The sequence below is a fragment of the Solwaraspora sp. WMMD406 genome (assembly GCF_029626025.1).
In the GTDB taxonomy this organism is placed as follows: Bacteria; Actinomycetota; Actinomycetes; order Mycobacteriales; family Micromonosporaceae; genus Micromonospora_E.
The window spans coordinates 1888016-1901263 of sequence record NZ_JARUBF010000001.1; the positions used below are offsets into that span (position 1 = coordinate 1888016).

10 protein-coding genes are annotated in these 13248 nt (G+C 70.6%); 3 read left to right on the forward strand and 7 right to left on the reverse strand.

Annotated features, from left to right (window positions below):
- Positions 1 to 6 precede the first annotated feature (6 nt).
- The 4 genes from O7632_RS08705 to O7632_RS08720 all read right to left on the reverse strand — a co-directional run bounded on the left by O7632_RS08705 (position 7) and on the right by O7632_RS08720 (position 7021).
- Entirely contained in the window at positions 7 to 1533 is a 1527-nt protein-coding gene (locus tag O7632_RS08705; protein WP_278112955.1) for a catalase, read from the reverse strand.
- 188 nt (positions 1534 to 1721) lie between these two features.
- On the reverse strand, positions 1722 to 2327 hold the full coding sequence (locus O7632_RS08710) for a hypothetical protein (RefSeq protein WP_278112957.1): 606 nt from the start codon (positions 2325 to 2327) through the stop codon (positions 1722 to 1724).
- 169 nt (positions 2328 to 2496) lie between these two features.
- Positions 2497 to 4239, reverse strand: coding sequence for a cellulose binding domain-containing protein (locus O7632_RS08715; RefSeq protein ID WP_278112959.1), 1743 nt, complete (start codon positions 4237 to 4239; stop codon positions 2497 to 2499).
- A 148-nt stretch (positions 4240 to 4387) separates the two neighbouring features.
- Entirely contained in the window at positions 4388 to 7021 is a 2634-nt protein-coding gene (locus O7632_RS08720) for a CHAT domain-containing tetratricopeptide repeat protein (protein WP_278112961.1), read from the reverse strand.
- Between the two features lie 234 nt (positions 7022 to 7255).
- Between O7632_RS08720 and O7632_RS08725 the strand changes: the two genes are divergently transcribed.
- From O7632_RS08725 to O7632_RS08735, 3 genes are read left to right on the forward strand one after another with little or no spacing between them, the layout of a single operon-like run.
- Entirely contained in the window at positions 7256 to 8572 is a 1317-nt protein-coding gene (locus O7632_RS08725) for a S8 family serine peptidase (RefSeq protein WP_278112963.1), read from the forward strand.
- On the forward strand, positions 8569 to 9234 hold the full coding sequence (locus O7632_RS08730; protein WP_278112965.1) for a sigma-70 family RNA polymerase sigma factor: 666 nt from the start codon (positions 8569 to 8571) through the stop codon (positions 9232 to 9234). The genes O7632_RS08725 and O7632_RS08730 overlap by 4 nt, the downstream gene beginning before the upstream one ends.
- Positions 9209 to 9673 (forward strand): hypothetical protein, encoded by a 465-nt coding sequence (locus tag O7632_RS08735; protein ID WP_278119936.1) that lies wholly within the window; start codon positions 9209 to 9211, stop codon positions 9671 to 9673. The genes O7632_RS08730 and O7632_RS08735 overlap by 26 nt, the downstream gene beginning before the upstream one ends.
- A gap of 191 nt (positions 9674 to 9864) precedes the next feature.
- Here O7632_RS08735 and O7632_RS08740 read toward each other — a convergent pair whose 3' ends face one another.
- From O7632_RS08740 to O7632_RS08750, 3 genes are all read right to left on the reverse strand, one after another.
- A complete protein-coding gene (locus O7632_RS08740) occupies positions 9865 to 10911 on the reverse strand; it encodes a hypothetical protein (RefSeq protein WP_278112967.1) in 1047 nt (348 codons plus the stop codon).
- 179 nt (positions 10912 to 11090) lie between these two features.
- The gene (locus O7632_RS08745; RefSeq protein ID WP_278112969.1) at positions 11091 to 11633 is read right to left on the reverse strand and encodes a PASTA domain-containing protein; all 543 of its coding nucleotides are present in this window, start codon (positions 11631 to 11633) and stop codon (positions 11091 to 11093) included.
- Between the two features lie 158 nt (positions 11634 to 11791).
- On the reverse strand, positions 11792 to 13150 hold the full coding sequence (locus O7632_RS08750; RefSeq protein ID WP_278112971.1) for an IS4 family transposase: 1359 nt from the start codon (positions 13148 to 13150) through the stop codon (positions 11792 to 11794).
- Positions 13151 to 13248: the final 98 nt, after the last annotated feature.

A 13248-nucleotide genomic window follows, 5' to 3' on the forward strand; every position in this document is an offset into this window, starting at 1 on the left:
CCGCGGTCAGGCCTTTGTCTGCATGCTGGAACGGGCGGGGTTGGCCTGCTCGGTCGCCTTCGGATCCTTTTCGTCCTGCTTGGCACGGACACCGGCCTCGACCCGGTCACCGAGGTCGGCGTCGACGTTGCGCCAATACTCGAAGGCGCGCGTCAGCACCGGTTCGCTCACCCCGTTGAGCAGGTGGCCGACGATGTTGTCGACCAGTCGTCGCCGGGCGTCGTCGTCGAGCACCTCGCGGACCATGGTGCCGGCCTGGCCCCAGTCGTCGTCGGCGGCGTGCGGTGTGTACGCCGCCCGGACCATGTCGCCGTCGGCGTACCAGGTGCCGCCGTCGTCGGTCAGACCCGGCTGCGCGACCGGACCGCCGTACGAGTTCGGCGCGTACACCGGGTCGGTGACGTTGTGCATGCGCATCGCGCCGTCCTTGGCGTAGCTGTGCACCGGGACCTTCGGCGCGTTGACCGGGATCTGCCGGTAGTTGACCCCGAGCCGGGCGCGGTGCGCGTCGGCGTAGCTGAAGCCCCGGGCCAGCAGCATCTTGTCCGGCGACAGCCCGGTCCCCGGCACCACGTTGTTCGGCTCGAACGCCACCTGTTCCATCTCGGTGTGGTAGTCGGTGACGTTACGGTCGAGGGTGAGCCGGCCGACCTCGTGCAGCGGATAGTCGCCGTGCGGCCAGACCTTGGTCAGGTCGAACGGGTTGAAGCGGTACGTCCGGGCGTCGTCGAACGGCATGATCTGCACCTGCAGCGTCCAGGACGGGAACCGCCCGGCCGCGATGTGCTCGAACAGGTCCCGCTGGTGGTAGTCGGTGTCGGCCGACGCCATCTGGTCGGCCTCGTCCTGGGTGAAGAACTCGATGCCCTGGTCGGTCTTGAAGTGGTATTTGACCCAGAACTTCTCGCCTCGGGCGTTGATCCACATGTACGTGTGGCTGCCGTACCCGTTCATGTGCCGCCAGGTGCGGGGGATGCCCCGGTCGCCCATCAACCAGGTGACCTGGTGGGCCGACTCCGGCGACAGCGTCCAGAAGTCCCACTGCATGTCGTGGTCGCGCAGGTTGTTGTCGGCCCGGCGCTTCTGCGAGCGGATGAAATGCTGGAACTTCATCGGGTCCTTGATGAAGAAGATCGGGGTGTTGTTGCCGACGATGTCCAGGTTGCCGTCGCTGGTGTAGAGCTTGACGGCGAAGCCGCGCGGGTCGCGCCAGGTGTCGGGGCTGCCGCGTTCACCGGCGACGGTGGAGAACCGGACGATCGCCGTCGTCTCGGTGCCGGGCTGGAAGACCGCCGCCCGGGTGTACGCGCTGACGTCGCTGGTGACCTGGAACGCACCGAACGCGCCGCCGCCCTTGGCGTGTGGCTGCCGCTCCGGGATCCGTTCCCGGTTGAAGGTGGCCATCTGCTCGATCAGGTAGTGGTCCTGCAGCAGCAGCGGGCCGTCCGGTCCGACGGTCAGCGAGTGCTCGTCGCTGGCGACCGGAATCCCGGCGTCGGTGGTGGTCGGCGGAGGTTGCTGGTGGTCGGTCACTATGGCTCCTCGGGTCGGCGGCACGTCCGTGTGCTGATGACACCCATACCCAGCCAACGACCGTCCCAGCCCTCCCGGAGCGCTCCGACCTGGTCCGTCAGCGTCGCCGCCGCGTACCGGACGCCGTACACGCCGATGTGCCGGACCGTGGGTGGCGGTCCGGCACATCGGTTTTGGGGGAGGGAAGCTCAGATCATCCAGCGGTTGCGCTGCACGAAGGGCAGCCGGGCCCAGAGTCGGCCGAGGCCCCAGGTGTGGCCGGCGTACGCGGCGGCGAGGGCGACAAGCACGATCGCGTAGACGATGTGGTAGTCGACCAGCGGGTTGGTGGCGTGGGCCGGTTCGCCGCTGGCGGTGACGCGGTCGAGCGGGAACTCGGCGAGCCACATGAAGACCATCATCAGGGTGCCGGAAGCGGCAGCCACCCGCAGGCCGATACCGGCGATCAGGGCGACGCCGATGGCACCGAGGCCGGCCATGAAGAGGGTGTCGGCCCACCAGGTGCCGGCGATCGTGTGGAAGAACGACTGCAGCGGTCCGACCTCGACCGAGGAGAGGAAGCCCTTGGTGGGGGAGCCGCCGTTGATCCAGGCCCGCTCGGCCGCAGTGGCGAAGCCGAAGCCGAAGGTCTTGTCGAGGAACGCCCAGAGGAAGACGAACCCGGTGGAGATCCGCAGCACGGCCATGACCCGCGCGGCGGTCGTGGTGAGCATGTGGCCGGGGAGTTCTGCCTGCTCCAGGGGGCGGTCGATCGATCGGTGGGCGGCCTGGCGGGTGGCCTGCTGGGTGGTCATCGTTGCCTCCGCAACTCGCTTCTCTCTGTGACGAGATCAGCTTGCCGCGTTGGCGGTGTCCCCCGCCTGAGGCGGAACACCCGTGGTGGTCGGGACCAAGGTCCCGACCACCACGGGCCACCTGCCGGGCGCGGAGTTCGCCGCCTCGACATCCGATCGCGGCGGGTGCCTACCGCGCGGAGCAGGTCGGGGACATGCCGGAGCCCGTACCGGTGCCTTGGAAGCCGAACTCGGTCGACTGCCCGGCACCGACGTTGCCGTTGTAGCTGACGTTGGTGAACTGGACCGCACCGCTGTTGCCGCTGCGGCTGGCGTTCCAGGCGTTGGTGACGGCGGCGCCCGACGGGATGGTCATCGCCACCGACCAGCCGCTGATCGACGCCGAGCCGGCGGTCACCCGTACGGTGGCGACGAACCCGCCCGGCCACTGGTTGAGTGACACGGTGGCTGTGCAGCCGCCACCAGGTGGTGGCGTGGTGGTCGGCGGCGGGGTCGTGGGCGGCGGGGTCGTCGGGGGAGCGGTGGTGGGCGGGGGAGCGGTGGTGGGCGGTGCGGTGGTCGGCGGTGGCGTGGTCGGGGGTGCGGTGGTCGTCGGTGGCGTGGTCGGGGGTGCGGTGGTCGGCGGCGGGGTCGGGCCGTCGGCGAGCGTCGGCGTCGTCCAGTCACGCCACTGGGCCAGGTTGCCTTGCCGGTTGCTGGCAATCCGGAAGGTGCCGGCCGCGCTGCCGGTGTTCAGCAGGTACTTCTGGATGTGCTGTTGCAACGGCGTACGCCACTCCGAGCGGGTGGCGCAGTGGTTGCCGTCGGAGACGGCGGACCAGTAGGTGATGTTGTCGATCGCGCCGAGTGCCCGGTAGACCTCGGCACCGCCGAGGGCGCCGACGCTGCCGGAGGTCGGAGCCAGCCAGTCGATGTGCGGGTTGTCCATGACGAACAGTCCGCGCGGGGCGATCATGCCGACCATCTGGTGCGTGTCGACCGGCAGTCCGGCCGGGTTGCCGGTGTAGGAGCCGAACGCGTCACCGAGCCACGGCTGCTCGCCGTACGCGCTGCTCAGTGGCTGCGCGCCGCTTTCCTGGGCGATGGAGCGGAAGGCGGCGACGCCGCCGCTGCCGGATTCGATCGGCATGGTGAGCGCGACCCGCTGGTCGAACACGCCGGCGACGAAGGCACCCTTGCCGAAGCGGGAGCAGCCGGTGACGCCGATGTCCGTGCGCAGGATGGCGCCGCCGGACTGTTCGATGACGTCGATGATCCGGCTGACGCCCCAGGCCTGAGCCATCAGCAGACCGGTGCTGCTGGAGGAACCGTACAAGGTGTAGAAGGCGCCCTGCTTGTTGTTGCGGGGGGTGCCTTCGCGGGCGACCGACGCCGGGTCGAAGTTGATGACGGCGGCTCCGGCGGACCGGATGGTGGCGGTGTCGGCGCCGAATCCACCGTAGACGATTACGGCCGGGTGGGGTCCGGAACCGCCGCTGGTCGGTAGTTGGACGCTGGCCGAGAAGCTGGCGCTGCGACCCTGGTGCGACACGTTGACCGTGATGCTGCTGCTCGAAACGGTTCCGCTGACGGTCGCCGGCTTCGCCGGCTTGTCGCCGTAGACGTACCGTTCCGCCTGCTCGCGGATCTCGGCCCGCCGGCACCGCCAGTCGGCCTTGGTGGTGATCCGGGATCCGTCGATTTTCCGGAACGGGTCCGGAAGTCGGGAGGTCGAGGTGAAGGAGCCTGGGTTGGGGACGGGGCAGTCGGCCCCCTCGTCCTCGACGGTGGACGCGAAGGCGAGGGTGTCGACGTTGGCTCTGGCGGTAGGGGTTGCCGCCAGCACTGTTACCGCTCCAGCGACGGTCAGCGCCGCTGTCGACAGCACGACGACTGTCGAACGGAGTTTCGAGCGGCCCGATTTGATGATCACTGGGCCCTCCTTCCGGACTAGGTGATGGCCGCGTCGCGTGATCGATGATCACCGATGCCACTCGATAAGTTTCGAACAAATCACCGAAACGTGTCAACGGTTTCGACAGTACCGGGGGAGTGGCACGGCCTGCGGTCGAGCCGCACCGCTACCCGGCGCCGAAGCAGACGAAGGCGGCGGCGGTGGCGCGGGCGGCGGCCACCGAACCACCGGCGCCGTCGCCGAACGCCCGCTGGGCGTTGGCCAACGCCGTCGCCGGAGCGTCTCCCGCCCGCATCCGGCCATGCAGATCCAGCATCAGCGTGCTGGTCAGATCGGCCGGCACCGGCAGGACGGTGGCGATCAGGCTCCGGGTGCCGAGCGCCAGCAGGACCGCGGTGAACCCCATCACCTCGTCGCCCGGCCGGATCCCGGCCAGACCCGAGTCACAGGCCGACAACACGACACAACCGGGCGGGCTGGTCAACCGCTCCAACTCGTACGCCGTCAACGGCCCGTCAGCCAGCTCCAAAGTGGAAAACAGCGGGTTGTCCGCTCGGAACCGGCCATGCGCGGCGATGTGCGCCAGACCGGCGCCGTTGAGCGCCCCGGTCACCGCGCCGGCCGTGGCCGCCGCACCGGTCAGGACGCGCGATCCGGGCAACACGGCGTCGAGCTGACGTACCTCGCTCTCACCGGCCGGCAGCCGGGGCCCCGCCACCAGCACCGAGGGACCCTGCGGTGTCGGCCGTCCGCCGGCGCGCAGCCACGCCGCCGCCGACGGCGCCACCGTCACCGCCCGGCCCGCGCAGGTCGCCAGATCAGACCACGGTACGGCGTGCAGCGCGCCGATCGGCACGATCACCAGGGGTCGGTCGGCGACCCGCCGGCGTACCGGATCGAACAGTTGCCGGTCCAGAGTGGTGGCGGTGTGCGCCACGGCGGCGCGGGCATCGGCACTGTCACCGGTCACGACCAGACGACGCAGCCCGAAGCGGTGCAGCCGGGCGACCCGGACCGCCTCGGCCAATGGGCCGAGATCGTGCAACGTCGCCCGACCGTCACGGACCAGCACCGCGTGCAACTGGCTGCCGTGCGCGACCAACTCCAGCAGCACCGCGTCGCCGAGCGCCGTGGCCAGATCCCGCACCCCCGGTGGGGCGAGCCGGCCCGGCGGGTCGAGCAGCCGTCCGCCGGCCGCCCCCCGTGCCAACTCCCGGATCCGCTGCTCCAGCCGTGCCTGCCGGCCCCGCAACGCCTGCACCGGATTCCCGGTGAGCAGCGCGTCCTCAAGCCCGGCGCTGACCATGCGCAACTCGGCGAGAGCGGTGGCCAGATCCGGATCCGCCGGCGGGGACACCGGCCGCATCCCCAGCGCGTTGGCCCGCCATCGCTCCGCCCAGGTCAACACCTGGGCCGGCACACCCCGGCGGATCGCGATGTCCAGACCTTCGGCGGCCAGCTCCTGGCCGTACGCGCCGCTGTGTGCCCGTAGCTCCGTCGCGCCGAGCGACGCGCGGTGCCCGTCCAGCACCGCCAGACCCAGCCGCAACGCCCGGGCGGCCCCCGACTCGTCCCCGGCCAGCCGGCGACGCAGCGCCAGCGCGTACCACCCCTGCGCCCGGTGGGGTGCGGTACCCCGCGATCGGGAACCGGCGGCGACGGTCAGCAGCTGCGTGGCCCGGCCCGCGCGCCCCAGCGCGGTGGCGAGTCGGGCGGCCTCGATCCGGGTGGTCAGCGCCGGACCGGGCCAACCGGTCGCGTCGAGCTGATCGGCGGTCCGTTCCATCGCGGTGAGCAGTCCCGGTGACCGCAGGCCTCGGGCGTAGCCGGCCCGCAGCTCGACGTGTCGGGCGAAGGCGGCCCAGGTCGGGCGGCCCTGGCGGCGGAAGCGGCTGCGGGCGGCGGTCGCCGCCTCGGTCGCGGTGACGAGATCGTCGGCGAGCAGCGCCGCGCGGGCCTGGGCCAGCAGCGCTTCGGCCAGGTCCGAAGCCATGCCCCGGCGGCGCAGCTCGGTCACGGCGGTGCTGGCCACCGCCACCGCCTCGTCGATCAACGGTACGGACAGCAGCAGCTCGAACCGGTCCAGCAGGAGCGCCGGCCGGGGTACGGCGAGCCGGCGGTACTCGGCGTCGACCGTCGCGAAGCAGTGCAGCGCCCCGGCCACGTCACCGCGCTGGCCGGCGGCGATGCCGCTGTTCCACCGCGCGTCGGCGGCGGCGAGGTCCAACCCGAGCCGGCCGAAGATGTCGGCCGCCCGTTGCAGGTCGTCGTCGGGGCCCTGATCAAAGCCCTGGTGAGCGTTGAGTAGCCCACGGTTGTTACGGGCCCGTGCCTCCAACAGCGGGTCACCTTCGCGTCGGGCGATCTCGACGGCGACGTCGTAGTCGCGCACCGCTTCGTCGAAGCGTCCCCGGTAGTGCAGCACCACGCCGCGCTGCATCCGGGCCCGGCCGGCGTCCGCCCCGGTCAGTTGCGGCAGCGCCGAAGTCACCGAGCGGAGGGCCGCTCTGGTGCGCCCGGCGCTGGCCAGCACGTACCCGAGGCTCATCTGGGCCAGCGCCCGCAGCCGGGGGTCGTCGGCGGCCCGGACGGCGCGGCGCAGGTGGCGCAGCGCGCCGGGCAGGTCGCCCAGTTCGCGCAGGGCCAGTCCGATGGCACGTTCGGCGGTGGACCGGTCGCCAGGTCGCGACGGGTCGGCGATGACCTGGCGAGCGACCGCGATGGCCTCGTGCGGGTATCGCTGGACGGCATCGAGGGCGGCCTGTGCTGGGTCGGCACCGGAAACGGTGCGGTCGGCCATGTGCTGAAGAATTCCCGACCCGCGCGTCCCGGTCAATCTCGCCGGGCGCGGCGCGGGGTGCCCGGCCGGTGGTTGTCGGAGCCTGGCACCGACAACCGGGTACGTTCGACCCCGTCATCAATTGACATTGGACTATCCTTTGAAATAATTGTGCTGCTCCCCACCGTTTCGTGTCCCACGCCGTCCGTGGCCGCTGCGGTCGGGATCGCCACCCACCCCACCGCTGGAGGTCCGATGTCACCTGAGGACCGCGACACGTCGGGCCCGTCCGGGCAGATCTCCCGCCGTCACCTGGTGGGGTGGTCGGCGCTCATCGCCGCCGCCCTGCCGTTCGGAGCGGCCGGACAGCCGGCCGCGGCCAAGGCGGGTGAGCCGGTCGACGACGGCTACCAACAGGCCGTGTGGAAAGCCCTGACCGCCGATCCGGCCGTTCGCTCCTACACCGCCGTCGCCGGTGGCGAGTTCCTCTACCGCCCCCGGCAACTGTTGGTCGCCCCGCCCGACGTACCCCGGGTGCTGGCCCGGCTGCGTGCGGAGGGCCGTCAGGTCACCGAGAGTCCCGGGTTCGCCGGGGTGAGTCGGTTGCGTTTCCACCAAGAGACCGACATCCCGGCCGTGGTCCGCACGCTGCGCGACCCCCGGCAGTGGGGTGGGCAACCGGTTCCCCGGGTACAGCCGCATCACGTCCTGCTCGGCTTCGGCAACATCATGGGCAACCCAGGGGGACCGCCGCAGGCCGCGTCGGCTCTGGCCCCTCCTGACCCGGCACGGCTCGGCGAGGGGGCGGACGTCATCGTGGGCGTCTGCGATACCGGCATCTGGGACCGGGCCGGCAACGTCCACCCACTGTGGCTCGGCGGTAGCTATCTGCCGGAGCCTGACGACGAGGATCCGCTCTATCTCAGCGGCAACCAACTGGCGCTGCAGGGCGGACACGGCACCTTCGTCGCCGGAGTGGTCCGCCAGGCCGCCCCCGGGGTCCGGGTCGACCCCGAGGTCGCGCTGAACGCCAACGGCGTCGGCGACGAGGAAGGACTCGTCGCCGCGATCGGCCGACTCACCCCGGACGTGTCGATCATCAACCTCTCGCTGGGTTACTTCACCCAGGATGACCAGCCACCGCTACCACTGGCCAACGCCCTTGCCGCCGTGCGCCCCAGGGTGGTCGTGGTCGCCGCCGCCGGCAACACCGGCACCACGCGCAAATCCTGGCCGGCCGCGCTGGACGGGGTGCTCGCCGTGGCAGCGGTGAGCGAGGTGGGTGGCGGTCCGGTGCCCGCCAGCTACAGCAGCCACGGCCCCTGGGTCGACCTGTCCGCCCGTGGTGACCGCACCAGCACGTACGTGCACGGCGAGCTGCACCTGCCCGGTCACCCGATCCTGCCGTTCTCCGGCTTCGCCAACTGGGCCGGCACCTCGTTCGCCACCGGCCACGTCTCCGGTCGGCTCGCCGCGCTGATGACCGCCGGTGGATGGGACGCCCCGACGGCGGCAGCGGTCATGACCTCCGATCCGATCTGGCATCCCGACTTCGGCGTGCTGATCGGATGAGTCGACCCGTCGCTTCAGGCAACCACGACGAGGCCGTCGCCACACTGGTCACCGCCGCCGCTTCCGGTGACGAAAGCGCCTGGACCCAACTGGTCCGCCGCTACACCCCGTTGGTCGTCGCGGTGATTCGCAGTCACGGTCTGGATCGGACCGACGCGGCCGATGTCAACCAGACCGTCTGGCTGCGTCTGGTCGAACACCTGGGTCGGTTGCGTGAGTCACACGCCTTGCCCGCCTGGTTGGTGACGACCACCCGGCGGGAGTGCCATCGGATGCTGCGGCTCGGCCGGCGTACCCAGCCGTTCGACCCGCACGCCGACCCGGTCGACGGCCGCGCCGGGGTCTTCGGGCTGGTGGAGCCGTCCGCGCCCGACGAGGAGCTGTTGCGTGCCGAGCGCCAGCAGGCCCTGCGGGACGCGTTCGCCCAGCTCCCGTCCCGCTGCCAGGATCTGCTCGCCATGCTCGCCCAGGATCCGCCGGCGAGCTATCGTGAGGTCGGGGAGCGGCTCGGCATGCCGGTCGGCAGCGTCGGTCCGACCCAGGCTCGATGTCTGGCGAGGTTGCGTAGCTGCCCGGCGCTCGCCCCTTACATCCGACCGTCCCCGGGTGGGACACCGGGGAGCGGAGGTGAACGCGATGGAGCAGTGGCCGCCCGCCCGTGACGACGCGCTGCTGACCGAGTTGGGCGCCGCGCTTCGTGGCCTCGGGCCGGTGCCGGAGGAGTTCCTTGACGCGGCGTTGGCCGCCTTCAGCTGGCGTACGGTCGACGCCGAGCTGGCCATCGCCGAACTGACCTTCGATTCGGCCCGCGACCTGGAACCGGCCGGTCCGACCCGGTCCACGGCGGTCGACCGGACGCTGACGTTTCGATCCGGACCGGTGATCGTCGAGATCGAGGTGACCGCCAGCGGTGTGGTCGGTCAGCTCTCTCCGCCGTGCCCCGGCCGGGTCAGTGCCCGGACCGCCGACGGGCAGTACGAGGACGTGCCGGTCGATACGCTGGGCCTCTTCTCGATGGGTGTGCCGCCCGTCGGCCCGGTGCAGTTCCGCGCCACCACGGACCGCTACGGAGTCCGTACCGCCTGGGTGAGCCTGCGCTGACGCAGGCCAGCGGGGCGGGCCCGGACCGTCTGGTCCGGACCCGCCCGTGACCCACGACCCCGACCCGCCCGGCCGGCGTACCCGACCCTTCCCGGACAGGGCCGGGTCGCCGTCAGGGTCGTGCGGTCGCGGTACGGGTGGAGGTCGCCGGGTCCCGTTCGGTGACCTCCACCCGTACCGCTTCCTGGCGGCTACTGGGCTCGCTTGCTCACGGTCACGTTGTAGCGGACGCCGCCGAGGTCGGTGCGCTCGCCGCCGTCGGCGCCGGGGCCGATCTGGATCACGTCGATCGCGATCGGCTCCCTGATCGCCGTGGTGGCGGTGAAGTACAGCTTCAGTGTGAGTCGCTCGCCGGGATTGAGCACGATGTTGTCGATCGAGGCCTGCGCCGGATCCAGGATCTCGATCTGGGTCCGGCCGACCTGCCGGATGGCCTTGCCCGCCTTGCCGCCGGCGGCCCAGCGTTCGTGTAGGGCCGGTCCGAGGTCGGCGATGATCCGACCGCCGGCGGCGCGCAGCGGCACGTCACCCTGGCGGAAGATGATGCCGTTGCGGGTCGGCTGGCGGTGCGTGTTGCCGATCGCGAACGGCCGCTCCTCGGGCTGGCTGTCCGGTGCCAGGGCCACCGAGTCGACGTTACGCCAGACGATGTTGTTGTTGTTCTTGGTGTTCTGGACGGTGTCGGGGCCTTCGCTGCTCATCGGGTCGTTGGGGGAGACCCAGCGGGCCAGCAGGCAGAAGTGCCCCGGGCCGGGGACGTCGTCCCAGGGGATGGTGACCGTGGTGACGCCGCCGGGTGCGACGGACACCGACATCCAGCCGATCTCGGTCCAACCGCTGGGCCACATCGTGCCGCCGCCCGGCGTGCTCCGGTAGACGTGGAGTTCGCCCTGCTCCGTGACTGGGTTGCCGTACGGTCCGGGGTTGCGCAGATTGACGAAGATGTAGTTGGTCTGTCCGATGATCGGGTTCTGGCTGTTCTGGCATCCTGCGGCGGTGTTGCAGACCTTGATGTCCGGGCTCTGCCAGATGTCGCCGATGAGGTGCGGCTGGAGCCCGACGTCGGCCGAGTTGTCCATCATCCAGACGTCGGCTGCCGTGCTGGCGGTAGCGCTGTCGGTCGAGCGGTCGAGAGCTGCCGCTCCGGCCGAGGTGACCGGCAGCAGCAGCGCCACAGCCGCTGCGGTGATCAGGGCGAGTGTCGATCGACGTACGCGTCGCGTCAGTCGCGTGGACAAAGGTTCCTCCCGAGGTAGGGGTGGAACGCGAACCGTGACGGTCACGGCCGCGCGGGGTGGATACCTCTACCGAGAGAGATCGACGGACGAAAATACCTCTGGTGGGGTGGGTGGATGGTCAGATGGCGAAAATAGCGGCGTTCGCCGCGCGCGTGCCCGCCACGTCCACCGGGGTGGGGCTACCAGTGCGGCGGCTTGTTGTCGTCGAAGACGATGTCGATGGCCGGCTCGACCGGCTCGACCGGAGCACTGGTCTGCTGCAGGAACAGCGAGACGGTCGAATCGTGGGCGACGAGGGAGCCCGCCGCCGGCGACTGGCTCCGCACCTCCCACGTGGTCCCCTCTCCCAGGTCGAGGAGCACCATCTCGCCAGGGTGGATGACCTGCCCGTTGATGTCGGCACGTAGTTGGCTGTCGCCGAGCCGGCTCAGTGCCATGTGCGGGTCGAGCCCCACCACATCTGGTACCGACACCGGCAGATGTTCCTCGGCCGGAGCGGAGTCGACCGTGATGGTGACCCGCGCGCTCACCGCCGCACCGGCGGCCAGGCCGAGCGTCGTCGAGTGCACCCGGGCCTGGAACCAGCATCCGTGCGTCGGGACGCCCGCCGGCACCGCGACCCGTACCCGGAAGTCTTCGGACACGCCGACGTCGACCTGCCGGTGGGGCTCGTCCACGACGAACCACGCCCCGCTGGTGTTTTCCCCGGGCAGCACGTCCACGGTGGCTCGATCGGTGGTCCTGCTCCCCGACCTCAATCACGTCGCCTAGCTATCACGGATCCGGCCAGGTCGAGCGCTACGGAAAGTGGATCACTCGCCGCTGCTGGCAGATAGCCCTGGTCTAGCCCCAACGCCGCTCGGTTAGGGCGGGTGGATGGTTAGCAAGTGTTTGTGATTATATCGATGGCTATGGTGGCTTTGTAGCTGCGTCGGTCTACGTTGGGTCCGCGGGCTTGGTACTTGGAGTTCGAGCGTTTGATCATGCGGGTCTTCACCCGGATCCGACGCTCAGGTAGCAGGTGGGCCAGAACCGCACGACCGATGGCGCCGACCAGGTCGATGACGGTGTCGGCGAGGACGCCGGCGGCGTGGGTGACCTGGTCGCGGGCGGCGTTCAGGGCGGTGGTGAAGCTGGCCCGGTCAGGGCCGGTGCCGGGCCGGCTGTCGGTGGCGTCGGTCATGGCGTTACGCAGGATCTGGTAGACGACCAGCAGGGCGTAGACCTCCTGGTCGATGCCGTCGGGAGTACGCGCGCGCAGGACCCGGCCGCCGAGGATGCTGGATTTGATCTCCAGGTAGGCGGTTTCGACCTCCCACCGGCGGTGGTACAGCTTTATCAGTTCGCCGGCCGGGTGGGTGCGTGGGTCGAGCAGGGTGGTGATCAGCCGGTAGCCGCCCGTGCGGACGCCGTCGATGGTCTGGACGCTGATCTCAGCGTCCACGACCCGCACCCGTACCGTGCCGATGGTCGACAGCCAGGATCCGTCGTGGTACCGGCGGATCACCGGCAGGCGGCGGCCGTTCTTGCAGCGGATCAGCAGGTCGGCCCTGGTGGCGGCGAGTGTCTGGATGAGGTCGGCGGCGGCGTAGTTACGGTCGGCCAACAGCAGCATCCCGGCGGCCAGGCTCCGGGCCAGGGAGCGGGCCTGGTCGAGTTCGCTGGTGCCGAGTGGAGCGAACACGGCGTCGATGATCGAGCGGGTGCCGCAGGTCAGCAGGACACTCAGCCGTAGTGCCGGGTAGCCCGCGCCGCCGTGGTTACCCCGTTGTTTGCGGTAACGGACCCGGACCGCCTCGGCGTCGGCGACCGACATCGTGGTCCCGTCGATCGCTGTCACCAGCAGGCCCCGCCACCGCACGGCGTGCGTCGCCGTGGTGACCGCCGGGCCGCGCAGCAGATCGAACAGGGCCCGCAACGGCGTCGACCCGAGCCGCTGACGCGCCTCCCGTAACGTGCCTGAGGCCGGCTCGGTCAGATCCAGCCCGGTCAGACCGGCGGTCAGTTTCCGCCACACCTGCCCGTAGCCGAGTTCGGCGAACAAGCAGCCTGCGAGGACGAGGTAGACCACGACCCGGGCCGGGAGTAGCCGGATCCGCTGCTGGGTACGACGGGTCGCGGCAAGGACCTCATCGACCATCTCGAAGGGCAGGAACTGGGTCAACTCACCCAGATGACCCGGCGCGAACACACCTGCGGCTACCCGCACCGTCCGAGTTATGGCAATCTGATCGACCAAAGCGGAGTTCCTGGTCTCGAGGCGTCTTGGAGTGACTCACCTCGTTACAGGAACTCCGCTTTCCCATGTCCGACCGACACACCCTTGACCGCTGCCGC